Source organism: Trinickia camelliae, from assembly GCF_053525655.1.
Map to the genome: position 1 here is coordinate 110621 of NZ_JBCHAA010000009.1, position 24701 is coordinate 135321.

Below are 24701 nucleotides of genomic sequence, written 5' to 3' on the forward strand. Positions count from 1 at the left end.
AGCCCTAGCTCTTGAGTGCCGTCGCGAAGGCCTTCTGCACGTCCTCGACGGATTGCGGCTTGTTCCAGAAGTTCGTGATCACGTCCTGCAGCGCGCCCTGCACGTCAGGCGAAATCAGCATCTCCGGGTTCGGCAACTGCCGCGACTTGTCCTTCATGATCGCCATGCCCTCCTTCGCGCAGATGTCGAAGCCCGAGGGATCGACGTCCGGGCGGATCGGAATCGAACCCTTGCGCTGATTGAAGGACGCCTGCGCGGGCGGCGACGTCATCACCGTCGCCAGCAGCTGCTGCGCCTTGATCTGTTCCGCGTTGTCGGTCTTCGGGAACACGAACACATCGCCTGCCACCATGTAGGGCGACTTCGGCCCGAACCCCGGGAAGCAGCCGAAGTCCTTGCCGGCCACCTGGTTGGCCGCCGAGAACTCGCCCTTCGCCCAGTCGCCCATGATCTGCATGCCGGCCTTGCCCGAAATCACGAGCGCCGTCGCATCGTTCCAATTGCGGTTCGGCGAGCCGGGATCGACGTAGTCGTGCAGGCGCTTGAACGTCGCGAGCACGTTGCGGAACGCCGGCGAGTTGACGGCATTCGCGTCGCGGTCGCGGTAGACCTTCATGTAGAGGTCGCGGTCCATGTCCGCGAAGATCGCGTCGAACGTGATCTTCTCCTGCCACGCCTGGCCGCCCAGCGCGAGCGGAATCAGTCCGGCCGCCTTCAGCTTGTCGAGGTCGGCGAACAGCTCGTTGAAGTTCTGCGGCTCGCCCTTGATGCCGGCCTTCGCGAACGCCGGCTTCGAGTAGAAGAACCAGTCCTGCATGTGGATATCGACGGGCGCCGCGTAGAAATGCCCGTTCGCCTTGATCGCGCCGAGAATCGACTCGGGGAAGATCGCGTTCCAGTTCTCCTTCGCCGCGACCGCATCGACGTTGTTCAGGAGCCCCTGGTCGATGAGATCGTGGAACTGCTTGGACGTGTTGAACTGCGCGGCGGTCGGCGGATCGCCGCCGACGATGCGGTTGATCGCTGTCGAGCGCGCCTGGTCGGCGCCAGCGATGGCGTTATCGACCCACTGCCCGCCGGCCTGGTCATAAGCGAGCGCGAACTGCTTGATCGCGGCCGATTCGCCGCCCGAGGTCCACCAGTGAATCACGTTCGCCTTCAGCGGTGCATCGGCATGTGCCGCCAGGGCGCCGGCCAGCGCCAGCGCGGCCACGACGCCGCGCAGGACGGGTACGTTGTGCTTCATTGCGTCTCCTCCGGTCGTACCGGGTTGTTTTGCATGAGCTAACGGACACTACGTTACCGCCGTGAGGCGCGTCGCGCGCAGCGCCTCTACGCGCCGCTGCGCTCGCGCCGTTCGGCGATGAAGCGGGCGAGCAGTTCGGCGCTGCGCTTGGGCGTGCGCTTTTGCGTGGCGTAATCGACATGGACGACCCCGAACCGCCGCTCATAGCCGAACGCCCATTCGAAGTTGTCGAGCAGCGACCAGACGAAATAGCCGCGCACGTCCACGCCGGCCTGGATGGCGGCATCGACGGCGGCGAGGTGCCGTTTGAGAAAGGCGATGCGCTGCGCGTCGTCCACGCGACCGTCGATCACGCTGTCGTTCGACGCCATGCCGTTCTCGGTGATGTAGATGGGCGGCAGGTTGCCGTAGTCGCGATGAAATCCGATGAGCAGGTCGCGCAGGCCGTCCGGATACACCTCCCAGCCCATCTGCGTGCGCTCGACGCCTTCCAGCGGCACTTCCACGAAACCCTGCGCGCCGTCGCTCTTCACGTTGGTGCGGAAATAGTAGTTGATGCCGAGGAAATCGAGCGGCGCCGAGATCGTACGCAGATCGCCCTCGAGAACGAGCGGCTCCGTGCCCGGCCACAATTCGAACAAGTCCTTCGGGTAGGTTCCCTTGAAGAGCGGATCGAGAATCCACGCGTTGTGCTGCACCTCGAACAGGTGAGCCGCGCGCACATCGGCGGTCGCGGGCGAATTGGGCGTGCCGCGGCCCACGTTGGCGACGATGCCCTTCGCCGAGCCGGGGTCGTTCGCCCGCAGCACGGGAATCGCGAGGCCGTGCGCAAGCAGCAGATGGTGCATCGCCTGCGTGGCGTAGCGGCCGTTGGCGAGCCCCGGTGCGTGATGGCCGTTGCCGTAGCCGAGATACGCGGAGCACCACGGCTCGTTGAGCGTCATCCAGCCGTCCACGAGTCCCCGCAGTTCGCGGCTCATCAGATCGGCATAGTCGGCGAAGCGGTATGCGGTGTCGCGGTTGAGCCAGCCGCCGCGGTCTTCCAGATGCTGCGGCAGGTCCCAGTGGTAGAGCGTCGCGAAGGTGCGAACGCCCTTCTCTTTCAGGCGCTCCAGCAACCTGCGGTAGAACGCGATGCCTTTGGGGTTCGGGCGCCCCGCGACGTCCATCACGCGCGGCCACGCGATCGAAAAGCGATAAGCCTCGAAATCCAGGCTCGTTAGCAGATCGAGATCGCTTTCCCAACGGTGGTAATGGTCGCAGGCCACCGCGCCCGTGTCGCCCGCGAGCACCTTGCCCGGCGTCGCGCTGAACGTGTCCCAGATCGACGGAAGCCTGCCGTCTTCAGCGATGGCGCCCTCGATCTGGTACGACGCGGTCGCCGCGCCAAGCAGGAAATCCCGGCGCCACAACGACGAGGCGGGCGGCGGCGTGAAGGGGTCCTGTTCCAGACTGGCGTTGGGGGTGGACGACGGCGAAGCGGTGGCGACGGAAGTCACGGAAGCTCCTGCGCTAGGGGGAGGGGCCGCAGGAGTCCGCCTGCGCCGGAATGTGTGGAAGCGCTTCCACACGCTTGTCGCGCAAGATAGCAGCCGGAAATTTGTCGGGACAATCAGGGTTTGTCCTGAACCATCCGCCGGTGAAGCGGTTTGGCAACCGCGATGCGGTGCTGATCGTGGATGAGACGGGTCTTGCCAAGAAAGAAGGGGCTGCACGCCATCGGCGTGCAGCCCCTCCTCTAAACCACGGCTGTTGTACTACTAGCCGCTCAATGCGACGCCAGATACCCCTTCACCGCCGTCAGCCCATCCTTCCCATCGATCGTCGTCACGCCCGCGAGCCACTGGTTCAACACCTGCGGATTCGCCTTCAGCCAGGCGAGCGCCGCCTTGTTCGGATCTTGCTTGTTCATGATCGGCACCATCACATGGTTCTCGATGCCGGTCGTGAATTGCAGGTTCGACACGAGCTTGGCCGCATTCGGGCAGCGCGCTGCGTAGTCGGGCGGCGTGGCCGTGAACACCTTCGCCTCGCCATAGTTCGGACCGAACACGTCATCGCCGCCGGTCAGGTAATCGATCTTCATCTGCACGTTCATCGGATGCGGTTCCCAGCCGAGAAACACGATCCACTGCTTCTCGCGAACCGCCTTGTTCACTTCGACGAGCATCCCCGCCTCGCTCGACTCGACGAGCTTGAACTTGCCGAGGCCGAACTGATTGCCGTCGATCATCTTCTTGATCAGCGCATTGCCGTCGTTGCCGGGCTCGATGCCGTAGATCTTGCCGTCGAGTTTGTCCGCGTACTTCTGAATATCGGCGAACGATTTGAGGCCGCCGTTATAGACGTAATCCGGCACGGCCAGCGTGTACTTCGCGCCGGTCAAGTTCGGTGTGGACAGCACTTTGATCGAGCCGGCCTTGACGAACGGGTTGATGATCGGGTCCATGGTCGGCGCCCAGTAGCCGAGGAATACGTCGATCTGCTTGCTCTTGATGCCGGCGAACGTGATCGGCACCGACGCGATCGTCTTGGTTGGGTTGTAGCCGAGGCCGCTGAAGATCGTCGACGCGAGGCCGGTGGTCGCCGCGATGTCGGTCCAGCCGACGTCGGCGAAGCGCACGTTGCGGCACACGCCGGGGTCCGACGCCTGCGCGGGTGTGGCCGTGATGGCCGCTGCCATGCTAAGCGCACACACCGCCGCCGTCATGATTCTTTTCATTGCAGTTCTCCTCGGGTTTCGATTTGTGGATCAGTGAAATCAACGACAGGGAAATCCGTTCGCTCGGGCGGTCGCGTATTGGACTGGCTCGATTCGGGTGGGCCTACGCCGGGCCGGCCGGTTATTCGGGCTGACGCCGCTCCAGGCTCGGCGCATGTCCGAACTGCGCGCGATACGCCTTGCTGAAATGGCACGGCGAATGAAAACCGCAGACGGTCGTCACGCGCGCAATCGAGGCATCCGTTGTGCGCAGCAGATCGCGCGCGCGGCGCAAGCGCAACGACAGGTAGTAGTGCGTCGGCGAGACGTTCAAATACACCTTGAACATCCGCTGCAAATGGCGCTGCGACAGTTGCACGAGCCGTGCGAGCTCGTCGAGCGAGAGCGGCTCTTCGATATTCGCTTCCATCAGGCGCACCACCTCGATCAGCTCGGCGCGCGAGAAGCCGACGCGCGCGTCCACCGGAATCGGTTGATGATCGGATGCGCTGCGAATGCGCTCGAGAATGAACTGTTCCGAAACCTGAGCCGCGAGGTTCTGGCCGAAACGCCTGCCGACCAGATGCAGCATCAGGTCGAGCGGCGCGGTGCCGCCCGTGCAAGTGAGCCGGTCGCGATCGATGACGAACAGCTCCTCGGAAAACCGCACGTGCGGAAATTCCTTGTGCAGCACCGACATATCTTCCCAATGCACGGTGCAGCGGTAGTCGTCGAGCAGGCCCGTGCTCATCAGCGCATAGGCGCCGGTGCAAATCCCGCCGAGCGGCACGCGACGCTCCGCCATGTCCGCGAGCAGCGTCTTGACCGGCGTATCGACCGCGCTGCGAATCTGCGTGCCGCCGCAGACGATCAGCACGTCGGGCACCCCGGCCTCTTCGAGCGTGCGCGTGGGCTTGACGGTGATGCCGTTGCTCGCCCTCACGGGCACCCCGTCGGTCGACACGATCGACCAGCGATAGTGCGTCTCCCGCGCCACATAGTTCGTCATCCGTAGCACTTCGATGGCGCTCGTGAACGCGATCATCGAGAAGTTGGGCAACGTCAGAAAACCGAAATGCGCGGGGGACGGCAACGGCGATTCCGTCATGGCAGGCGTCACGTCGCTCTCCAAGGGCACAGGGTTGAGTTGGCTCAGCTCTGCGTCAGCGGCTGTTGTTGCTCGCGGCGCACTCGCATCACATTACGCAGCCCTGCGAAACGCGGCGCCGGCGCCGTGCCCGGCGTGCGGCCGAAGCTCTCGGTAATGCGGTCGAGAATGATCGCCAGCAGCACCACCGAAAGGCCGCTTTCGAAGCCGAGCCCGATATCGAGGCGCTGAATGCTCGCGAGCACGTCGTTGCCGAGGCCGCCAGCCCCCACCATCGACGCGATGATCACCATCGACAGCGCCATCATGATGGTCTGGTTCACGCCCTGCATGATCGACGGTAGCGCGTTCGGGAACTGCACCTTGTAGAGCAGCTGCCATGACGTGCAGCCGAACGCCTGCCCCGCTTCGACGATCTCGCGATTCACGTGGCGAATGCCGAGGCTCGTCAGCCGCACGGCGGGCGGCATCGCGAAGATCACGGTCGACAGAATCCCCGGCACGCGCCCAAGCCCGAACAGCATCGCAGCCGGAATCAGGTAGACGAACGCGGGCATCGTCTGCATCAAGTCGAGTATCGGGCGGACGATCGCGGCCACATGCTTGTTCTTCGCGGTCCAGATGCCGAGCGGCACGCCGAAGACGAGGCTGATGATCGTCGACGACAACGTGAGGCCCAAGGTGACGACCGTTTGATCCCAGAAGCCCGTGGCCCAAATCAACAGCAGCGCGAGCGTCGTGAAGATCGCAAAGCGCCAGCCGACGCGCCACAACCCGACGGCGATGAAGAACGCCATCAGCGCCCACATCGGCACCGCCTGCAAACTATGTTCGACGAAGGCCGCGATGCCCTCGATCACCTTGCCGATCGCGTCGAACGTGTTGCTGTCGTGATCGAGCAGGAAGTGGACCGATTGATCGACCCAACTGCCGAGCGGAATGAGTTCAGACATGGGAGCCTCGCGAACGCGTGAGAACTTTCAGAACAGCGGCGCGATCGACCGAGCCGCAATAACAGCCGTCGTCGTCCACGACCGGGAGCGCCCTCGCGCTCGCGACGACACGCGACACGACATGCTCGAGCGTCGCCGCCCGCGAAATGCTTTCAACGTGAGCGATACGCGGCGCCGCCGAGGTCGTTGCCGCGCCGAGCGCCTCGCGCGTGACGAAGCCGCGGATCTTGTGTTCGGCGTCGAGCACGAACGCGTAGTCCGCACTGCCGTTGAGCGAGGCCGAGACCGCGGCCGTGTCGGCGTGGCGCACGAGCGGCACGGCGTCGGTCTGCATGAGGTCGCCGGCGGTCAGATAGCGGCTCGTGTCGACGCCCTCGAAGAACGCGCGCACGTAGTCGTCGGCGGGCTTGCTGATGATTTCCTGCGGCGTGCCGAGCTGCACGAGCCGGCCGCCTTCCATAATCGCGATGCGGTTGCCGATGCGCAGCGCCTCTTCGAGATCGTGCGACACGAACATGATCGTGCGCCGCTGGTCCTTCTGCAGTTGCAGCAGAACGTTCTGCATCTCCTTGCGCTTCAAAGGATCGAGCGCCGAGAACGCCTCGTCCATGATCATCAGCGACGGGTTCACCGTCAGCGCGCGCGCCAGCCCCACGCGCTGCTGCATGCCGCCCGACAGCTCCGATGGCAGCTTCTGCGCGAAGGCCGCGAGCCCGACTTGTTCGAGCACCGCCAGCGCGCGCTTTTCGCGCTCCTTCTTCGCGACGCCGGCCACTTCGAGCCCGAACGCCGCATTCGAGAGCACCGTGCGCTGCGGCATCAGCGCGAACGACTGGAACACCATGCTCATGTCGGTGCGGCGCAGCGCCGTGAGCTCGGAGCGCTTGACCGCCGCGATATCGCGGCCGTCGACGATCACCTTGCCCGCGGTCGGCTCCACGAGCCGGTTGATGAGGCGGATCAGCGTCGACTTGCCCGAGCCCGAGAGGCCCATCAGCACGAAGATCTCGCCTTCCTGAACGTCGAACGACACGTTGTGCACGCCGACTACCTGACCGGTGCGCGCGAAGATTTCATCCTTCGTCGCACCGCCCGCGAGCATGTCGAGAGCCTGCTTCGGGTTGTTGCCAAACACCTTGCACAGCCCCTCGACCACCACCTTTCTGGCATTCATCGAATCCATCTCCTCCAAGAGCAGGATCGCAGGCGCCAGCCTGCGCAGCGTTAATACATAGTTGCCAGAAAAAAGACCTAGCAGCCGACGAATTCCGACAGACGCTTGCGCAAATGCGACACGCATAGAAACGGACGAACGTCCCGAAAGCGCGCAAACGCCCGCCGCACGCGCGGCTTGGCCGATGGTGCACCGCATGAAGAATTTTGCATGCCAAACCGGCGTGTCGCCGCCGTGCAAATTCGCGTCCGAAACGCTATGCGCAGTGGCTGATTTGGCTGGACATACTCGGGCCGTCATTTCGACCGGACGCCCTCTCGACACCGCACGCATCGATGCGGGACGCCCGCCCCCTCAATCGCACTGCCCGGTGAAGCCGCAAGCACACGCATAAGCACGTAAAGCGGCCCGCCTTCAACGACGGAGATCTTCTTCATGCACGACGGCAAGACGAAGTCACGCCTCACGTCCGCCGCGCTTTGCGGCGCGTTCCTGATCGGCACGCTGCATGCAGCCGCAGCCGAGGCACAAGCGGCGGCATCGAGCGGCACCGGCGCCGCCGACGCTGCGACCGCGCCCGCCGCGGCCAACACCTCGACGCTCGCTCAGGCCGCGGCTCCCGCATCGGACGCCACGGCGGCGCCCACGCTCGCCTCGAATCCCGCCGATCCGCCCGCTCCCGCCGCAGCGGCAGCGCCGGCGCCGGCCGGCGCCTCGCCGTTGACGGCCAACGTGACGCTCGCCTCGCAATACGTGTCGCGCGGCTTCCGGCAAGGCTGGGGCAAGCCCGCGATCCAGGGCGGCATCGACTACGCGCACCCGAGCGGCCTGTTCGTTGGCACGTGGCTCTCCAGCGTGAGCAACAAGTTCGTCGAAGACGGCACCGTCGAATGGGATCTGTACGGCGGCTACGGCGGATCGATCGGCGATCTGTCGTACACCGGTACTGTGTACTACTACGTATATCCGGGCGCGCGCATGGCCGCGAGCGACACGAGCTACAACTACGGCGAGTTCGTCGCGGCGCTCACCTACAAGTGGTTCACCGCGAAATACTGGCTCACGTACACGCCGAACTACTTCGGCTACGACAGCCAATCGCTCGGCATCGGCAGCGGCCAAGGGAGCCGCGGCTCGGGTTATCTCGACCTGAACACGAACATCGACCTGACGCACGGCTTCTCGCTGCTCGTGCACTACGGCTGGGAGCGCGTGCAGAACTTCTCGGCGTACAACTGGCAGGACGCCAAGGTCGCGGTGTCGAAGACCTTCGACGGCGGCTGGACGCTGACCGGGGCGGTCACGAAGGGATGGGGCGCGACTAACGTCTACGACAACTACACGACCGGCGCGCGCGATTCGTCAGGCAACATCGCCGTGTCGAATCCGTTGGCGACGACAGTGTTAGCGACGCTCACGAAAGTGTTCTGACCTGCGCTTTCCAGCATATCGATAGAAGAAAAAGTCGTTTCCGGCGCAGTTAAGCAGTCACTACCATGGCAGCTTGACCAGGTTGTAGACCCGGCGCTCCGGCGCCGCTGACCGACGGAGTGTTGTCTTGACTGCTTTCGAACATCTTCCCTTGCCGCTCGTCGTGGGCATCGGCGGCACCACGCGCGACGCGTCGTCGACCGAACGCGCACTCGGCTTCGCGCTGCGCGGCGCCGAGGCCGCCGGCGCGCGCACGCGCCTCTTCGGCGGCAGGTTTCTGCACAGCCTGCCTCACTACGCGCCGGAAGACCCGGAGCGGACCGACGCGCAACTCGAACTGATCGAAGCCGTGCGCGCCGCCGACGCGATCATCATCGCGACGCCCGGCTATCACGGCGGCGTCTCGGGTCTGGTGAAAAACGCGCTCGACACGCTCGAAGAACTGCGCGCCGACGAGCGGCCGTATCTGGACGGACGCGCCGTCGGCACCGTCGTGACGGCCTACGGCTGGCAGGCGACGGGCACGGTGCTGACTTCGCTGCGCTCGATCGTGCACGCGCTGCGCGGCTGGCCGACGCCGTTCGGCGCCGCCGTCAACACGCTGGAGACGCGCTTCGAGACGCCGGAAACGTGCTCGGACGCGAAGGTCGCCGAGCAGCTCGCGACGGTCGGCCGGCAGGCGGCCGAATTCGCGCTGGTGTTCGGCTCGCAGCGCGCCGCGAGCCTTGCCGCCGCTCAGGCTTCGACGTCCGCCAGGCTGAAAATCTCCGACTGGTCGTTGTACGAGAAGACCTCGCCGTAACGGCCCCAGTTGATGACCGCGTCGAGCGTCTCCTGAGCCGCGTGGTCCGACAGCGAATCTTCCAGCTCCTGTTCGAAACGCACGCGCGGCGCGCGATGTCCCGGCCGCTCGTCGAGCACCTTCTTGATCCGCGCGGCAAGCGGCACGTTGCGCAGCAGATGCTCGGCGAACATCATCTTGCGTTCCTGCGTGCCGAACTCGTAGAACGCGCGCGCTTGCGGCGTAAGGAAAATGTCGCCTTCGCGCATTTCCGCGAAACCCAGGTGCTGCAGCACTTCGGCGATCGGGAACAGATCGTCCACTTCCAGATGCAGCGAGCGCGCGATTTCCGGCATATCCGCGCGGCCGTTATACGGGGGCACGGCCAGCGTCTCAATCAGGCCTGCCATCAGGTTGGTCGACACTTCCGGCAGACGGCTGCCAAGCTCGAGCCCCGCCGTCGCCGCTTCGCTCACCTGACGCGCCGTCATGCGCGCGTAGATATCGTCGACGAGACGGCGGAACGCCGGGTCCAGACGGTTGCGCGGATGCTTGAACGGCACTTTGATCTCGGCGATCACCCTGCCCGGATTCGACGACAGCACCAGGATGCGGTCGCACATGAACACAGCTTCCTCGATGTTGTGCGTGACGATCAGCACGGACTTGATCGGCAGACGGCCTTGCGTCCACAAGTCGAGCAAGTCGGTGCGCAGCGTTTCGGCGGTCAGCACGTCGAGCGCGGAGAACGGCTCGTCCATGAGCATCAGCGTCGGATCGACGACGAGCGCGCGCGCAAAGCCCACCCGCTGACGCATGCCGCCCGACAACTCGCGCGGATAGGCGTTTTCGAAGCCGTCGAGACCGATCAGGTCAATTGCGGCGAGCGCCCGTGTGCGGCGATCGCTGGCGCCGACGCCCAGCGCTTCGAGCCCCGCTTCCACGTTCTGCAGCACGGTCAGCCATGGAAACAGCGCGAACGTCTGGAACACCATCGCGACGCCTTCGGCCGGGCCGTCGAGCGGTTTGCCAAGGTAGTCGACGTGGCCGTCGGTCGGCTGAATCAAGCCCGCGATGATGCGCAGGAGCGTCGACTTGCCCGAGCCCGAGCGGCCCAGCAGCCCGACGATCTCGCCTTCGCGCAGCGTCAGATTCACCCCGTCGAGCACCAGCAGATCTTCCTGGGCTTTGCTGAAGCCACGGGTCACGTCCTTGACGTTGAGGATCTCGCGGCCGGCGTCCCGGGTAGCCACGCCCGACGGCGTCTGAAGCACTTCGGTAGTTGCAGCTTTAGGATTTTGCATCGCCTATCTCTCTCTCAGTCGAGCCGAAGCTTGGATTCGGCATGTCGGAACATCGGACGCCACAACATGCGGTTGAACAGCGTGACAAACAGCGACATCACCGCGATGCCCAGGATGATCTTCGGGAAGTCGCCTGCCGCCGTCGTCTGCGCGATGTAGGCGCCAAGCCCATGCGCCTGGACCTTGGTGTCGCCCCACTGCACGAATTCGGAAACGATGCTCGCGTTCCATGCGCCGCCTGATGCGGTGATCGCGCCGGTCACGTAGTACGGGAAGATGCCGGGCAGCATGACCTGACGCCACCATTGCCAGCCGCGAATGCGGAAATTGGTCGCCGCTTCCTTGTAATCGTTCGGGTACGCAGTCGCGCCCGCGATCACGTTGAACAGGATGTACCACTGCGTGCCGAGCACGATCAGCGGCGACAGCCAGATATCCGGGTTCAGGTGAAAGCGCACGATCACGATCACGAACACCGGAAACAGCAGGTTCGCCGGGAATGCCGCGAGGAACTGCGCGAGCGGCTGAATCTTTTCGGCAAGCGCGGGACGCAGCCCGATCAGCACGCCGAGCGGCACCCAGATCACCGACGAAATCGCGATCAGCAGCGCCACTCGGAACAGCGTGATGAAGCCCAGCACGAACACATGCTCGACTTCGCTCATCGTGACGCCCGTGCTCACGTACGCGATCACGCGATAAACCACGTACACCGTCAGAAGGAGAACGAGAATCCCCCAGATGATGTCGCCGACCTTCGAGCGCTTGCCGGTGAACTCCACCGGGCCGAAACGCCCTGTGCGAGGCAGCGGCAGACGCATCGGTACGCGCGCCGCCTTTGCCAGCAGTACGCCCATCGGTACGAGCCCGCGGTGAATCAGGTGCGTGCGGCGCAGCAGATCGAGCAACCACGATTCCGGCGCAACGCCCGAACTCGTGGTTTCCATGCGGAACTTGTCGGACCACGCGACGAGCGGACGGAACAGCAATTGGTCGTAGGCGAGGATCACGATCGTCATCGTCAGAATCACCCAGCCGATCGCCGTGAGATTCTTGTCCGAAATCGCCTGCGCGAGATACGCGCCGATGCCCGGCAACGTGATCGTGTTGTTGCCGACGGTGATCGCCTCGGACGCCACCACGAAGAACCACCCGCCCGACATCGACATCATCATGTTCCAGATGAGCCCCGGCATCGAGAACGGCACTTCGAGCTTCCAGAAACGCTGCCAGCCAGTCAGATGGAAGCCGCGCGAGACTTCGTTAAGATCGTTCGGCACAGTCGTCAGCGACTGATAGAAGCTGAACGTCATGTTCCAAGCCTGGCTTGTGAAAATCGCGAAGATCGCCGCGCATTCGGCGCCGGCCACGCGCGTCGGAAACAGCGCGATGAAGAACGTGACCGTGAACGAGATGTAGCCGAGCACCGGCACCGATTGCAGGATGTCGAGGATCGGGATCAAGACCTTCTCGGCGCGGCGGCTTTTCGCTGCCAGCGTGCCGTAGATCAGCGTGAACACCAGCGACGCGATCATCGCCGCCAGCATGCGCAGCGTCGTGCGCAGCGCGTATTCCGGCAGGTTCGATGGATCGGTCGAAATAACCTGAGTCTTGAGCGTCGCGATCGGCGCCATCGTCTGATGGAAGCCGATCGCCGCCATCGCGATCAGGCCGATGATCAGCGGGAACGCAACGAAGTCCCAGCGATTGGGGAGCAGCCGCCACGCCGAAGCGTTGGCGGTGCGATTCAGGTCAAAGCTGAAATTCATTCAATGCCTCCCCGGCACGGGTTTTTTAACGACGAATTCAATGGGCACACCTCCGCAGCAGTAGAGGATGGCACCGAAATATGACAAGAGATCGACCGAACATTACGTAACGCAAACAGAGGCTGTTGCGGCGCTAATGGGGCGCTGGTCAAAGCGCAGAGGATGCTGCGAAGGCGCAAGCCGCCTGCCCGGCGGTGGGAGCGCGGTCAAGAACGCGAAGCGGGACGTTCATCCAATCAGGCAGCGAAACGGCGGCTACCGCGGCTGTCCGAGGCATGTGCCCCTTTGTGACAACGGGCGAATTCTAGACAGCCTCGTCTCTCGAAGTCAACACGGATCACTAAGCAGAACCAATGTAATTCCCATTTACTACACCATGACTCATTGCACCCGGAACACTACATAGGCCTTTCATAGAAACCAAAACGAAAGGTCATCGGCGAAACTCATAAGCGGCGTTCGATACTACGCAGTGCGATGCTTCAACCGGTTTGGTCGGAAGAAAACACAGCCGTTGTTTTTATACCTTTTTTACTTGCCGCACTGCACAACCTCGGCCTACAATCCGCCCGTCTCATAAAAAGGAGTCCCTGGTGGACGCATCTTCGAGTAGTGGAAGTCCGTTGCCGGCCCAAGCCGGCACAACCGCGAGATAGCCGCCGCAGGTTCACTCCTTTCGCCGCTAACTCGCATTCGTCGGGTTAGCGCGCTTCATCTTCGATCGGCTCCATGCCCAATACGGGCCAGCCCAATATGGGCCAGCCCAAAATGGGCCAGCCGGTTCGACAGCAGCACGCTCCCTTAAAAAAATTCGACCATCTCTCGCAATCACGCTTGCGAGACGCCGTCGCGTATTCATTCGTCGCTCGACTTCGTCGGGCCGGACGGGGGGAATCATGTTCGTCAAAACCTTTGTCATGTCTTTCGTGGGCGCAGCGCGCGCCCAGCGTCCGCAAGCCGTCGCGCTGCGGCTGGCCGAAGTGCCCGCTCGCGTGCACTTCCTGGTGACGCCATCGGCCAACGCCACGCGCGCCGCACTTGCCGCCGGCCGCTCGGACCGCGGCTTCACGCAGCAAATTCGCGCTTCGGTCGCAGGCCAGTTTCGCCGCGCCGCCAAGTCTGCGGCTCGCGCAGCACTTCGGGCTGCTTACGTTGGCAGCCCGCTCACGCCAACCGGCTATGTGGTGCTGGCGCTGACGGTCGGCGCCATCGCCATGGTGGCGATGCTCGTCACGTCGTCCGCCGGCGGCGAACTGGAGGGTGCGTTACGCGTGAACGGGTATTTCGCCTGAGCGGTATCCGCCCCTTCGCGGGGCATTGATATCGCCCCACGGTCACAGCTTCGCAATAGTGCGTGTGTCAAATCCATTAACACCCTGGCCCGCCCGCCAGAATAAAACCGCCCCACTTGCCATGAAAAAGAACCTTAAAACCGCTCTGCGGATGTCCGGCGCACCGGCCAGCCTCACGCTGCTGCTCTCCCTCGGTCTCGTGCCGCACGCCTACGCTCAAACGAGCGGCGAGGCCGCGCCCGCTGCGAACCCATCGTCGACGCCCGCCGCGCCTGCTGCGACGGAAGCGCCGTCGACCTCGCAGCCCGCCGCCGGCGCTGATAACGGCAGCGCGGCAACGGCGGCGGCAGGTCAAACGCCGCCCGCCCCCACCGGCTTCTGGGAACGCTCGAACCTGCTCGGCGACATGGGCGGCCTGCGTCCGTGGCTCGGCAACTACGGCGTGACGTTCGGACTGCAGGAAACCAGCGAGTACCTGGCGAACCTGTCGGGCGGCACCCATACGGGCGGCGCCTATCAGGGCGTGACGCAGATGGGCATCGGCATCGACACGCAAAAGGCGTTCGGCCTGCCGGGCGGCACCTTCAACGTGTCGGCCTTCCAGATTCACGGCACTGACCTGACGCTGCGCAACACGCAGACGCTCCAGGCCACGACCGGCATCGAGGCCGAGGCTTCGACGCGCCTCTGGGAGCTGTGGTACCAGCAGGCGCTGCTGGGCGGCAAGGTCGACGTCAAAGCGGGTCTGCAGAGCCTCGACCAGGAGTTCATGGTGAGCCAGTACGCGAGCACGTTCATGAACGCGACGTTCGGCTGGTCGGGTCTGCCGTCCAACGACCTGCCCGCAGGCGGCCCCGCCTATCCGCTGTCGTCGCTCGGCATTCGCCTGCGCGCCCAGCCGACCGACGCGATCACCGTGCTCGGCGGCATCTTCGACGGCAACCCGGCGCCCGGCAACGGCGATTCGCAGAAGCTCAACGCGAGCGGCACGAACTTCAACTTGCACAACGGCGCGCTCGTGATCGGCGAAGTGCAGTACGCGATCAACCAGCCGCCGTCGGACCCGAACGCGCCGAAGCCGAGCGGCCTGCCGGGCACCTACAAGCTGGGCTTCTGGTACAACAGCAACCACTTCGCGGATACGGGCTACGACAATACCGGTCTGTCGCTCGCGAACCCGAACAGCACGGGCATCCCGGCGAGCCACAGCGGCGACTACAGCATCTACGCCGTCGCCGATCAGATGGTGTGGCGTCCGAGCGCTGACAGCCCGCAAGCCGTCGGCGTATTCGCGCGCATCATGGGCGCGCCCGGCGACCGCAATCTCATTGACCTCGGCGTGAACGCGGGCGTCACCCTCAAGGCGCCGTTCAAGGGGCGCGACAACGACGTCGCCGGTCTCGCCATCGGCTACGCGCACATCGGCTCGCACGCCCAGGACCTCGCCAGCGCCCAAGGCACGATCACGCCGGGCTTCCCGTCGCGCAGCGCCGAGACGATTCTCGAAGCAACCTATCTGGCTCAGATCACGCCGTGGTGGCAAGTGCAAGGCGACTTCCAGTACGCGTTCCGTCCGGCAGGCGGCATTCCGAATCCGGAGAACCCGACGCAGCGCGTCGGCAACGAAGCGATCGTCGGCGTGAGAACGAGCATCGCGTTTTGATCAGAGGAATTGCACTAAATCGCGCTGCAACAGCGCACGAACGATTTTGAAAACGCTAAGGTACTGCGCACGCGCGTGGTACCCGAGTGTCGCGAACGCGATGCACTCCGAGACCACGCTTAAGAACAACAAGCCAGGTAAGGAGACAACTTGGACGACATCGAACATCGGCCGGCATCCGCAGGCGCAGCATCAACTCCCACGTCAACCTCAAACGCGATCCGGCGCGGCGGCAAGCTGCGCCGGATTTTTATCGGCCGCGACGGCGTTCGCACTGGCTGGCTCGCGTTGCTGTTTATCGCGATCGTCGGGTGCGTCGCCTTCGGCCTTTCGTACGTCGTGCGGCATTTCGTGCTTGGGCCCGTCGATTTCCATGCGCTTCCGGCAGGTCCGGCATTGCTGATGGAGGGCGTTCAAGTCCTCGCCGCAGCCGTCGCGACCGGAGTGCTTGCCGCGATAGAACGCAAGTCGTTTTTCGCGTTCGGCCTGCAAAGCACGGCGCGGGGGCTGCGATTCGTGTCGGGCGTGATTTGCGGCTTCGTCGCGATTTCCGCGCTGGTGCTGATCCTCATGAAGGCCGGTCTGCTCCAGTTGAATGCGTCGACGCTGCAGGCGGGCGAAGCCTGGAAATATGCCGCGATGTGGGCGGGTGTCTTCCTGATGGCGGGCCTTTTCGAAGAGACGGTACTGCGCGGCTATCTGCAATACGCGCTCACCCGCAAGGTTGGCTTTTGGTGGGCGGCGATCCTGCTGTCGGTGCTGTTCGGCGGACTGCATGGCTGGAATCCCGGGGAAACACCGGTCGGTCTCGTGACGGCGGTGCTGGCCGGCCTCGTTTTTTGTCTGTCGCTCTGGTACACGGGCTCGCTCTGGTGGGCGATCGGCTTTCACGCGGCGTGGGATTGGGGCGAATCGTACTTCTATGGGACGTCGGATAGCGGAGAGATTTCGCTAGGCTCGCTGTTTACGGCACATCCGGTTGGGAACGTCCTGTGGAGCGGTGGCGCCACGGGACCCGAGGGTAGCTTGCTCGTGATTCCCGTGCTGTTAGTGGTCGTGGCTTTGATGTGGGCGTGGTGGGGACGGCGGAAAGTGAAGACGCCGTTCGCGCGGCGTACCGCTTGAGCGCTGTTGGTTTGTCAGTTGCACAACAACAAAAAAGGAAAAAAACCAGATGAAAACCGCATTTGCCGTCGCTATTTCGATGCTCCCGCTTTGCGCCTTTGCAGGCTCTGGTGGCTCGCTCAACAACCTTCAGAACGTCGTGACCGTCACGGAAGCGAACAGCGGACAAAACAACGCGCAAGACAAGAACCGCGAGGAGTTGTCGGTCGCCGTGGTCGACACCAATGGCCCCGTCGCCGATGCGAAGTGCACGCTGTCCAATGACAAGGGAGACTGGTCGGTCACCGCACCCGACAAGGTGACGGTTCGCCGCTCCAATTCGGATCTGAAGATCGAGTGCGCGAAGGCGGGATACGACACGGCGACGGGTGTGGTCAAAGCATCCACGACGCAGATCACACCCAAGCGTTTCGCGTTCGGCACCGACGCAGGTGGTGACGGTGAGGAAGACGCGTTGATCACCGTGCCGCAGTACTCAGCGACGATCACCGTCACGCTGAACGCAAAAGCGGTTGCACAACAGAGCGCGAACTAAGTCCGCGTCATAGCGTACGCGCCCGGACGAGGATCACGCCGTTTCAGCGTGACTCGTCCGGCGAACCACAATTTTCGGCCGCTCAAGCATCGCCCATCACTTCCCCGCCACCAGCGTCGAATCATCGATCCTCTGCTTGCCCGGCACGCGAGACGCACCACCAACCTCGACATCGCCGAGCCCCTTCGTCAACTCCAGCGCCTGGCGTTCGAACAGCCTCCGGTACAAGCCGTTCTCGAGCCGGATCAGCGCGTCGTGGCTGCCTTCCTCGATGATCCGGCCGTGGTCCAGCACGAGCAGCCGGTCCATCTTGCGGATCGTCGACAGCCGGTGGGCCACCACCAAGGTCGTGCGTCCGACCATCAGCCGCTCCATCGCCTGCTGAATCAGCACCTCGCTTTCGCTGTCGAGGCTCGACGTCGCTTCGTCGAGAATCAGGATCGGCGCATCCGCGAGGAACGCGCGGGCGATCGCCACGCGCTGCCGCTCGCCGCCCGACAGCTTGACGCCGCGCTCGCCCACCAGCGTGTCGTAGCCCTTGGGCAGCGACATGATGAACTCGTGCGCGCTCGCGAGCTTCGCGGCCCGCTCGATCTCCGCCTGCGTCGCGCCGGGGCGGGCGTAGGCGATGTTGTCCGCGAGCGAACGGTGAAACAGCAGCGGTTCCTGCTGGACGATCGCGATCTGTTGGCGCAGCGTCGCCTGCTGCACCTCGGCGATATCCTGGCCGTCGATCGTGATGCGGCCGCCCGAGATGTCGTAGAGACGCTGGATCAGCTTGATGAACGACGTCTTGCCCGATCCGGAATGCCCGACCAGCCCCACGCGCTCGCCTGCCGCAATCCGCACGCTCAGATCCGAGTACAGCGGCGCGGCCGGCTTGCCATAGCGGAACGTCACCTTCTCGAAGCGGATCTCGCCCTTGTCGATCACGATCGGACGGGCGCCGGGCTTGTCGTCGATGCCGAGCGGCTGGCTGTCGAGCGCCACGAGCTCTTCCATATCGTTGACCGAGCGCTGCAGGTTGCGCACGTGCATGCCGACGTCACGCAGATAGCCCTTCAACATGAAGAACATCGTCAGCGCGAACGTGATGTCGCCGACGCTTGCGCGGTCGTGCATCCACAGCAACAGCGCAGCGCCGACGATCGCCGCCTGCATCGCGACCAGCATCACGCCCTGCGCGCCGCCGTTCAGCGTGCCGCGCACCCACGTGCGCCGCGTGCGGTGACGCCATTTGCCGATGACGCGCGCAATGCGCGCCTCCTCGCGCGTCTCGGCGCCAAACGCCTTGACGACGGGGTTGCAGCTGACCGCGTCGGCGAGCGCGCCGCCCATGCGCGTATCCCACAGGTTGCCGAGACGCGCGGCGGGCGCCACGAAACCCAGCGAAATGCTGACGGTCACGACGGTATAGAGCACCGAGCCCACGCCCACCACCAGCCCCATCACCGGCCAATGCACGCCGAGCAAAACGGTCGCGCCGACCAGCATGACGAGCGACGGCATCAGCGCGATCAGCAGCGTGTCGTTGAGCAGATCGATCGCCCACATGCCGCGCGTGATCTTGCGCACCGTCGAGCCAGCGAAGCTATTCGCGTGCCAGTCGGTGGAAAAACGCTGGACGCGATGAAAGGCGCTCGCGGCCACTTCGCTCATCATCTTGAGCGTCAGCACGATGATGCTGTGGAACACGGCCTGCCGCAGCAAGGTGCCCGTCAAGCCGAGCGCGACGAGCAGCCAGAACGCCGTGGTGGCGGCGTGCCACGCCAGTTCGCGGCTGTTGATGCCGGCCGCGAGCGCGTCGACGAGTTGCCCCGCGTACAGCGGGGTCAGCACATCGGCCACCGCCGCGAGCAACGCCGCCGCCGCGACGACGAAAACGCGCCAGGGCTGCTTGCCCCAGTGCCTGAAAGTGAAGCCAAGGACGTCGTGGAACGCCCTTCCACCGAAGTCGAGTTTTTTGCGAGTCATTTGTCGACGGCCTTGCGACGTCATTCGCGCAAGACGCTCCATGCAAGAGAAACGAAAGAAATAGCCGATGCGCCGGCACGATGGCCAGCGAACACACAACGGATTTTCGGAAAACGACGCAGGCGCTTCTGAAACTGAGCGAAACCTGCGCGGACGACGACCTAACGGTGTCGCGGAGGAACGTTAGGGATGGCCGAACGCATGTTGAACATCATGTTGCGCCTCCCTGTACGTTGAGTGAATGGAAAGTGAAAAAACGGCAGTTAAGGAAGCCGATTCTACCGGCAGTTCGGAGCGCCTGCAAGTTGCCGACTCTGCAGATGAACACGAGCCGTCACTCTAATGATTGAAAAGGGAAAATAGGCGAAACGTTAAGTCCACCTACTCATTTGATTTTCATATTTCCTTGGCAAATCAAGTATTGGTATTTAATTAAAGTTATGAAATAAGCATTAGCACAAGACGGAATAGCGATACCATAATCTCAGCCCAGCGAAGTATTTAACGGAACGAACTGTATTTATTTATAGCGGGGCCGATTCCCATTTCCACGCCATTCGGATTAGCGGTTGTAATCGTTGTCGTTCGGCAACGATTCGATCCATTCGACATCCGACTTCGCTTTTGAGCGCAGCAAACGTCAGCATCTTGATCAGCAGCCTGTTGTCTTCTTAAAGGAGAGCGATATGACTCGCCGTTCTTGGCCACGTGTTGTTATTACCGGAATTGGCGCGGTAACGCCGCTTGCGGCAAATGCGAAGATGACTTGGGAGCGTTTGCTACGCGGACAATCCGGCGTTGTAAAACTGCCCTTTCCCGATCGCCTTTCCGGCGTGGATAAATACGACGCCATCGCGGGTGTCGTCCCTTCTATCGAGAACGACAAAGAAGGCGGTCTTGATGCGTCGAAATACCTGTCGCCTCGCGACCTGCAAAAGGCCAATCGCTATACCCTTCTCGCCCTCGCCGCCGCCGACGAAGCGTTGCGCCAGGCAGGCTGGATCGACCTGCAGGACGCGCAGCTGGAACGCACCGCCATCGTGCTCGGCTCCGGCATCGGCGGTGGCGGATCGCTTCTCGAAGCCAGCTATGCCTATGCCGGCAAGGGTATGGCGACCATTTCCGCCTACTCGATTCCGCTCAGCCTCATGAACATCGCGGCCGGGTTCATCGCGATCAAGTACGGCTTCAAAGGCCCCATCGGCACACCCGGCTCCGCATGCGCGGCGAGTCTGCAAAGCGTCGGCGACGGATTTCGCCTGCTCCAAAGCGGCGAGGCCGACGTCGTGCTCGCGGGCGGCAGCGAAGCTTGCCTGGACCCGGTCGTGTTCGGTGGCTTTACGGCCACCGGCGCGTTGACCAAGGGCCGCGACGAGCCGCCCGAATGCGCGTCCAAGCCGTTCGATAAGCAGCGCGACGGATTCGTGCTCAGCGAAGGCGCCGCGATGGTGATCATGGAAACGCTGGAGCATGCTCGCGCGAGGGGCGCGACGCCGCTCATGGAGGTGGTCGGCTACGCGACGACGTCCGACGCCTACCACATCACGTCGGGCCCGGCCGACGGCAACGGCGTGCGCCGGGCGATGCAACAGGCGCTGCGGCACGCCGAACTCGACGCGGCGGACATCGGCTTCCTGAGCGCCCATGCGACGTCCACCAAGGTTGGCGACAGCCGGGAAGCCTTGGCGATCGCCGACGTATTCGGCAAGTCCGGGCGGCTCCCGGTATCGGCCGTCAAAGGGGCGTTGGGGCACACGCAAGGCTCCGCGGGCGCCGTCGCCACGACGATCACCGTTCAGGCGATGGGCGCGGGCATTTTCCCGCACACGCTGAATACGCATTCGATCGACGAAGCCGCCGACGGCCTCGATGTCATCGTCGGCGAGCCGCGCAAAATGGCCGTGGAGTTCGCGATGGTCAATAGCTTCGGCTTTGGCGGCGTGAATGCGTCATTGGTGCTGCAGCAGTTTGGCTGACGGCGCGCACGTCATATTCGTCATGCGAGACGCGCTGCGAGCCACTCGCGCAGCGCTTCGACCTCTTCGAGACACATCGAGTGCGGCATCGGATACGCGTGCCACTCGACCTTGCAGCCGCGCGCGAGCGCGAAATCGCGACCGGCTTCGCCCAGCTGGATCGACAAGATGTCGTCTTGCGTGCCATGAGCGGCGAAGACCGGCACTTCACGATTCACCGCCTCGAAGCGGCTTTCGATGAAACCGCTCGACGGCACGTAGCCCGACAAGACGATCAGTCCGGCGAGCGCTTCCGGATGCGTGAGTCCCGCCGAATAGGTCATCGCCCCGCCCTGCGAAAAACCGGCGAGAAAGATCTTCGAAGTCGGAATGCCGCGCTGGTTCTGCTCGTCGATCAGCTTGCGCACCGTCGCGCAGGACGCCTCAATGCCGGCGTCGTCGACTTTGCGGCTCGAGCCGCCGAATTCGTAGATGTCGTACCACGCGCGCATCACATAACCGCCGTTCGCGGTGACCGCAATCTCCGGCGCGTTCGGAAACACGAAGCGCATGCCCGGCGCGCCCGCGATGCGAAGCTCGGGAACGAGCGGGACGAAGTCGTTGGCATCGGCGCCGAGACCGTGCATGAGGATCACGGCGTATTCGGGGTTCGGTGCGGTTTCGATTTCGATGGTCGACGTTTGATCGGTCATGACGTAGGGCTCCTGGGGGGTCAAAGGTGTCTTCAGATGAGTGCGGTCAACACCATCAGGATACCGACAAGCGACACGGTCCAGACGCCCGTGCGAACGAACGGGATACCAGAGGCATAGATCGGCACGTAGACGATCCGCGCAATCAGGTAGAGCCACGCGCCCCAAAGCGTCTGCGCGCCTTCGCGTCCGGCCACGTGCGCGATCAGGATCGCGGCGGCGAACACGGGCAGCGTCTCGAACAGATTGCGCTGCGCGCGGATGATCCGCCCGGTGACTTTGCCGATGGGCGCGCCCGCGTCGTCGCGCGGGCTGGCGTTATAGCGAAGGCCCGTTTCGCCGAGGCGCAGCAGCGCGGGCAGCAGGACTTGGACGAGAGCGAGCACGAGCGTCCAGGCGAGGATCGTCAGTTCGGGGGTCATGGCGGCTCCGGTTGGCGAAGGCGGAATCGGGGGCGGTTCGCTGGAGATTAAACCCGTCGATGCCGCGTGCCAACACGGGAGCGTTACCCGCGCTTCTTTAACGCTCACGCCCTGACCACCGTCACCCCCGCCGCCTCCAGCGGCTCGGTCAACGCGGCGTCCGTCGACTTCTCGACAATGATCGCGCTCGCCATCGCCAGCTCGCCGATCCGGTACTGCGACGCGGCGTTGATCTTGTCGGCCGAAGCCAGCACGACCGTCTCCGCCGCATGCGCCGCCAAAGCGCGCTTCATGTACGCCTCCTCCAGATCGCCGGTGCTCAAGCCCGCCGTGGCATGCACGCCCGTCACGCCCATGAAGAACATATCGGCGCGAATGTGCGAGAGCGCCTCGATCGCGGCCGCGCCGACCGTCACGATCGAATGCTTGAAGAGCCTGCCGCCGATCACGATCACCTCGATCCCGGGATGCCCCACCAGCTCCACCGCGACGTTCGGACTATGCGTGACCACCGTTGCCGACAACTCGCGCGGCAACTGCCGCACGAGTTCGATCGCCGTAGTGCCGCCGTCGACGATCACGACCTGCCCAGCGCCGATCATGCCGGCGGCCGCCTTCGCGACCGCGCGCTTGGTCGCCGATTCGATGGGCTGGCGATGCGCGAAATCCGCCGTCGCCGGCGACGCGGGCAGCGCGCCGCCGTGCACTCTTTGCAACAGCCCCTCGCTCGCGAGTTCGCGCAGGTCGCGGCGGATCGTGTCTTCCGAGACCTCGAACGACTCGCTCAGCGCTTTGGCGAGCACCTGCCCGTCGCGCTTGAGGATGGCAAGGATTTCGCTTTTTCGTTGACTGGTAAGCATGAAGGTGTTTGCACGAAAAATCTTGTTATTGCACGAAATTGCACGATATCATCGAGCCAGCCTCACCGCAACTGGAGCCGACACATGAACGCAAACGCGAAGGAACCCGCGCAGTCCACCGCGGACCGCGTCCGCATCCTGGATACCCAAGTGCTCTCCGACGACTGGTACCTCCTCAAGAAAACCACGTTCGACTTCCTGCGCCGCGACAACGTCTGGCAGCGGCTGTCGCGCGAAACCTACGATCGCGGCAACGGCGCGACCGTCCTCCTGCACGACCGCCGCCGCGACACCGTCGTGTTGACGCGGCAGTTCCGCTTCCCCGCCTTCGTCAACGGCCACGACGGCATGCTGATCGAAGCGCCGGGCGGCCTGCTCGACAACGCGTCGCCGGAAGAGCGCATCCGCGCCGAAGTCGAGGAGGAAACGGGCTATCACGTGCAGCACGTGGAGAAGGTCTTCGAAGCGTTCATGAGCCCGGGCTCGGTCACGGAAAAGCTGTTCTTCTTCGTCGCGGATTACGAGTCGACCTCGAAAATCGGACCGGGCGGAGGAGTCGAATCGGAGGGCGAAGATATCGAGGTCATCGAATTGCCGCTCGACGACGCGCTCGCGATGATCCGTGAAGGCGATATCGTCGACGGCAAAACGATCATGCTGTTGCAGCACGCGGCGCTGCGGCGGCTTGCCAAGTCTGACGTGCCCGACGATCGCGAGGCGTGATGAGATCCGGCCCGGAGGGAGCGCTTGCTCGCGAAGGCAATACAAGCGCCAAATGGAAAAAGCTGGCAGCGGTGCTCACCACGCTGCTGGTGTGGTGCCTTTGCGGGCACGTGCTCGTCGCGACTGCCGCCACGGCCGACGACGCCCAGAGCCTGCGCGACACCTACCAAAGCCTCACACAGCAGCTTGCGCACAATCCGTTTCAGCGCGAACTGGTCCTCGTTTCCGAGGAATCGCCGTCGAGGCTCAAGGGCGACATCTACGCGGTGATGGACTATCCGTTCGCGACCGTCAACGGCGCGCTCGACGATCCCGTTCACGGCCCCGGCAACTGGTGCGATGTGCTGATCCTGCACTTGAACATCAAGTATTGCCACGCGTCGAGCAACGGCAACGCGAGCGTGCTGACCGTGAACCTCGGCAGGAAAGTCGAAGAAGCGCTCTCGTCCACTTACCGCGTGCAATTCAACTACCACCCGGTCGAAAGCAGCGCGGACTACTTCAAGGTGGAACTTAGCGCCGATAGCGGCCCGCTCAGCACCAAGGACTACCGGATCGTGCTCGAAGCCGTCTCGATCAGCGGCAACCGCACGTTCCTGCATCTGACCTACTCGTACGGCTACGGCCTTGCCGGGCGGCTCGCGATGAAAACCTATCTCGCGACCTTGGGCGCGGACAAAGTCGGCTTTACTTCGACGCGCGATCCGTCGAGCGGAAAGCCGCAATATATCGGCGGCGTGCGCGGTCTCGTCGAGCGCAACACGATGCGCTACTACCTCGCGATCGACGCGTATCTCGGCTCACTGGCGAGCCCGCCTGACAAGCAACTTGCGCAGCGCCTCGCGACTTGGTTCGACGCGACCGAACACTATCCCGAGCAACTTCACGAAGTGGATCGGCAGGACTATCTGCAGATGAAGAATCACGAGTATCAGCGGCAGCAGACGGCGCAGTGAGGCAACACGCCTGGCG

The 24701-nt window shown here is 63.8% G+C and carries 20 protein-coding genes and 1 pseudogene; 9 read left to right on the forward strand and 12 right to left on the reverse strand.

Translation table 11 applies throughout. The annotated features are described in order from the left end of the window. Positions 1 to 4: 4 nt before the first annotated feature. The 6 genes and pseudogenes from AAHK20_RS16680 to AAHK20_RS16705 all read right to left on the reverse strand — a co-directional run. Positions 5 to 1246 carry an ABC transporter substrate-binding protein gene (locus AAHK20_RS16680; RefSeq protein WP_449182592.1) on the reverse strand — a complete coding sequence of 414 codons (1242 nt, stop codon included), beginning with the start codon at positions 1244 to 1246 and terminating at the stop codon, positions 5 to 7. 86 nt (positions 1247 to 1332) lie between these two features. Then, the gene (locus tag AAHK20_RS16685; RefSeq protein WP_449182593.1) at positions 1333 to 2745 is read right to left on the reverse strand and encodes a GH1 family beta-glucosidase; all 1413 of its coding nucleotides are present in this window, start codon (positions 2743 to 2745) and stop codon (positions 1333 to 1335) included. A 269-nt stretch (positions 2746 to 3014) separates the two neighbouring features. Then, positions 3015 to 3968 carry a choline ABC transporter substrate-binding protein gene (locus AAHK20_RS16690; RefSeq protein WP_449182594.1) on the reverse strand — a complete coding sequence of 318 codons (954 nt, stop codon included), beginning with the start codon at positions 3966 to 3968 and terminating at the stop codon, positions 3015 to 3017. Positions 3969 to 4089: 121 nt separating this feature from the next. Then, positions 4090 to 5055 (reverse strand): GlxA family transcriptional regulator, encoded by a 966-nt coding sequence (locus AAHK20_RS16695; RefSeq protein WP_449182731.1) that lies wholly within the window; start codon positions 5053 to 5055, stop codon positions 4090 to 4092. Positions 5056 to 5099: 44 nt separating this feature from the next. Further along, entirely contained in the window at positions 5100 to 6008 is a 909-nt protein-coding gene (gene choW / locus AAHK20_RS16700; protein WP_449182595.1) for a choline ABC transporter permease subunit, read from the reverse strand. After that, positions 6001 to 7306: pseudogene (locus AAHK20_RS16705) on the reverse strand (quaternary amine ABC transporter ATP-binding protein); the annotation flags it as partial. The gene choW and the pseudogene AAHK20_RS16705, both read right to left, overlap by 8 nt. 311 nt (positions 7307 to 7617) lie before the next feature. Between AAHK20_RS16705 and AAHK20_RS16710 the strand changes: the two are divergent. Beyond that, positions 7618 to 8613, forward strand: a complete 996-nt coding sequence (locus AAHK20_RS16710) for a TorF family putative porin (protein WP_449182596.1) — start codon at positions 7618 to 7620, stop codon at positions 8611 to 8613. A 127-nt stretch (positions 8614 to 8740) separates the two neighbouring features. Then, positions 8741 to 9415 (forward strand): NADPH-dependent FMN reductase, encoded by a 675-nt coding sequence (locus tag AAHK20_RS16715; RefSeq protein ID WP_449182597.1) that lies wholly within the window; start codon positions 8741 to 8743, stop codon positions 9413 to 9415. Here AAHK20_RS16715 and AAHK20_RS16720 read toward each other — a convergent pair. Continuing rightward, a complete protein-coding gene (locus tag AAHK20_RS16720) occupies positions 9349 to 10698 on the reverse strand; it encodes an ABC transporter ATP-binding protein (protein WP_449182598.1) in 1350 nt (449 codons plus the stop codon). The genes AAHK20_RS16715 and AAHK20_RS16720 overlap by 67 nt on opposite strands. 14 nt (positions 10699 to 10712) lie before the next feature. Then, positions 10713 to 12467: an ABC transporter permease gene (locus tag AAHK20_RS16725; protein ID WP_449182599.1), complete on the reverse strand. Its 1755-nt coding sequence runs from the start codon at positions 12465 to 12467 to the stop codon at positions 10713 to 10715. Between the two features lie 896 nt (positions 12468 to 13363). Here AAHK20_RS16725 and AAHK20_RS16730 point away from each other — a divergent pair. The 4 genes from AAHK20_RS16730 to AAHK20_RS16745 all read left to right on the forward strand — a co-directional run bounded on the left by AAHK20_RS16730 (position 13364) and on the right by AAHK20_RS16745 (position 17082). Further along, positions 13364 to 13759 (forward strand): hypothetical protein, encoded by a 396-nt coding sequence (locus AAHK20_RS16730; RefSeq protein ID WP_449182600.1) that lies wholly within the window; start codon positions 13364 to 13366, stop codon positions 13757 to 13759. Positions 13760 to 13880: 121 nt separating this feature from the next. Further along, positions 13881 to 15422 (forward strand): carbohydrate porin, encoded by a 1542-nt coding sequence (locus AAHK20_RS16735; RefSeq protein ID WP_449182601.1) that lies wholly within the window; start codon positions 13881 to 13883, stop codon positions 15420 to 15422. Between the two features lie 150 nt (positions 15423 to 15572). Beyond that, a complete protein-coding gene (locus tag AAHK20_RS16740; protein WP_449182602.1) occupies positions 15573 to 16547 on the forward strand; it encodes a CPBP family intramembrane glutamic endopeptidase in 975 nt (324 codons plus the stop codon). A gap of 49 nt (positions 16548 to 16596) precedes the next feature. Beyond that, the gene (locus AAHK20_RS16745) at positions 16597 to 17082 is read left to right on the forward strand and encodes a hypothetical protein (protein WP_449182603.1); all 486 of its coding nucleotides are present in this window, start codon (positions 16597 to 16599) and stop codon (positions 17080 to 17082) included. Between the two features lie 96 nt (positions 17083 to 17178). Here the strand turns inward: AAHK20_RS16745 and AAHK20_RS16750 are convergent, their stop codons facing one another. Beyond that, a complete protein-coding gene (locus tag AAHK20_RS16750; RefSeq protein ID WP_449182604.1) occupies positions 17179 to 19056 on the reverse strand; it encodes an ABC transporter ATP-binding protein in 1878 nt (625 codons plus the stop codon). A 578-nt stretch (positions 19057 to 19634) separates the two neighbouring features. Here AAHK20_RS16750 and AAHK20_RS16755 point away from each other — a divergent pair. Beyond that, on the forward strand, positions 19635 to 21032 hold the full coding sequence (locus AAHK20_RS16755; protein WP_449182605.1) for a beta-ketoacyl-[acyl-carrier-protein] synthase family protein: 1398 nt from the start codon (positions 19635 to 19637) through the stop codon (positions 21030 to 21032). A gap of 20 nt (positions 21033 to 21052) precedes the next feature. Here AAHK20_RS16755 and AAHK20_RS16760 read toward each other — a convergent pair whose 3' ends face one another. The 3 genes from AAHK20_RS16760 to AAHK20_RS16770 all read right to left on the reverse strand — a co-directional run bounded on the left by AAHK20_RS16760 (position 21053) and on the right by AAHK20_RS16770 (position 23006). Further along, the gene (locus AAHK20_RS16760; RefSeq protein WP_449182606.1) at positions 21053 to 21724 is read right to left on the reverse strand and encodes an alpha/beta hydrolase; all 672 of its coding nucleotides are present in this window, start codon (positions 21722 to 21724) and stop codon (positions 21053 to 21055) included. Between the two features lie 32 nt (positions 21725 to 21756). After that, the gene (locus AAHK20_RS16765; protein ID WP_449182607.1) at positions 21757 to 22146 is read right to left on the reverse strand and encodes an MAPEG family protein; all 390 of its coding nucleotides are present in this window, start codon (positions 22144 to 22146) and stop codon (positions 21757 to 21759) included. 104 nt (positions 22147 to 22250) lie between these two features. After that, positions 22251 to 23006, reverse strand: a complete 756-nt coding sequence (locus AAHK20_RS16770) for a DeoR/GlpR family DNA-binding transcription regulator (RefSeq protein ID WP_449182608.1) — start codon at positions 23004 to 23006, stop codon at positions 22251 to 22253. An 84-nt stretch (positions 23007 to 23090) separates the two neighbouring features. Here AAHK20_RS16770 and AAHK20_RS16775 point away from each other — a divergent pair, with 84 nt between their 5' ends. Then, on the forward strand, positions 23091 to 23729 hold the full coding sequence (locus tag AAHK20_RS16775) for an NUDIX domain-containing protein (RefSeq protein ID WP_449182609.1): 639 nt from the start codon (positions 23091 to 23093) through the stop codon (positions 23727 to 23729). Further along, positions 23729 to 24685 carry a hypothetical protein gene (locus tag AAHK20_RS16780; RefSeq protein ID WP_449182610.1) on the forward strand — a complete coding sequence of 319 codons (957 nt, stop codon included), beginning with the start codon at positions 23729 to 23731 and terminating at the stop codon, positions 24683 to 24685. Before AAHK20_RS16775 ends, AAHK20_RS16780 begins: the two co-directional genes overlap by 1 nt. Positions 24686 to 24701 lie beyond the last annotated feature (16 nt).

Bases quoted from the DNA above. Each gene is read 5' to 3' on its own strand.
- AAHK20_RS16690 (WP_449182594.1), bottom strand. From the start codon at position 3,968: ATGAAAAGAATCATGACGGCGGCGGTGTGTGCGCTTAGCATGGCAGCG.
- AAHK20_RS16760 (WP_449182606.1), bottom strand. From the start codon at position 21,724: ATGACCGATCAAACGTCGACCATCGAAATCGAAACCGCACCGAACCCC.
- AAHK20_RS16770 (WP_449182608.1), bottom strand. From the start codon at position 23,006: ATGCTTACCAGTCAACGAAAAAGCGAAATCCTTGCCATCCTCAAGCGC.
- AAHK20_RS16750 (WP_449182604.1), bottom strand. From the start codon at position 19,056: ATGACTCGCAAAAAACTCGACTTCGGTGGAAGGGCGTTCCACGACGTC.
- AAHK20_RS16720 (WP_449182598.1), bottom strand. From the start codon at position 10,698: ATGCAAAATCCTAAAGCTGCAACTACCGAAGTGCTTCAGACGCCGTCG.
- AAHK20_RS16710 (WP_449182596.1), top strand. From the start codon at position 7,618: ATGCACGACGGCAAGACGAAGTCACGCCTCACGTCCGCCGCGCTTTGC.
- AAHK20_RS16775 (WP_449182609.1), top strand. From the start codon at position 23,091: ATGAACGCAAACGCGAAGGAACCCGCGCAGTCCACCGCGGACCGCGTC.
- AAHK20_RS16680 (WP_449182592.1), bottom strand. From the start codon at position 1,246: ATGAAGCACAACGTACCCGTCCTGCGCGGCGTCGTGGCCGCGCTGGCG.
- AAHK20_RS16780 (WP_449182610.1), top strand. From the start codon at position 23,729: ATGAGATCCGGCCCGGAGGGAGCGCTTGCTCGCGAAGGCAATACAAGC.
- AAHK20_RS16735 (WP_449182601.1), top strand. From the start codon at position 13,881: ATGAAAAAGAACCTTAAAACCGCTCTGCGGATGTCCGGCGCACCGGCC.
- AAHK20_RS16695 (WP_449182731.1), bottom strand. From the start codon at position 5,055: ATGACGGAATCGCCGTTGCCGTCCCCCGCGCATTTCGGTTTTCTGACG.
- AAHK20_RS16725 (WP_449182599.1), bottom strand. From the start codon at position 12,467: ATGAATTTCAGCTTTGACCTGAATCGCACCGCCAACGCTTCGGCGTGG.
- AAHK20_RS16730 (WP_449182600.1), top strand. From the start codon at position 13,364: ATGTTCGTCAAAACCTTTGTCATGTCTTTCGTGGGCGCAGCGCGCGCC.
- choW (WP_449182595.1), bottom strand. From the start codon at position 6,008: ATGTCTGAACTCATTCCGCTCGGCAGTTGGGTCGATCAATCGGTCCAC.
- AAHK20_RS16745 (WP_449182603.1), top strand. From the start codon at position 16,597: ATGAAAACCGCATTTGCCGTCGCTATTTCGATGCTCCCGCTTTGCGCC.
- AAHK20_RS16765 (WP_449182607.1), bottom strand. From the start codon at position 22,146: ATGACCCCCGAACTGACGATCCTCGCCTGGACGCTCGTGCTCGCTCTC.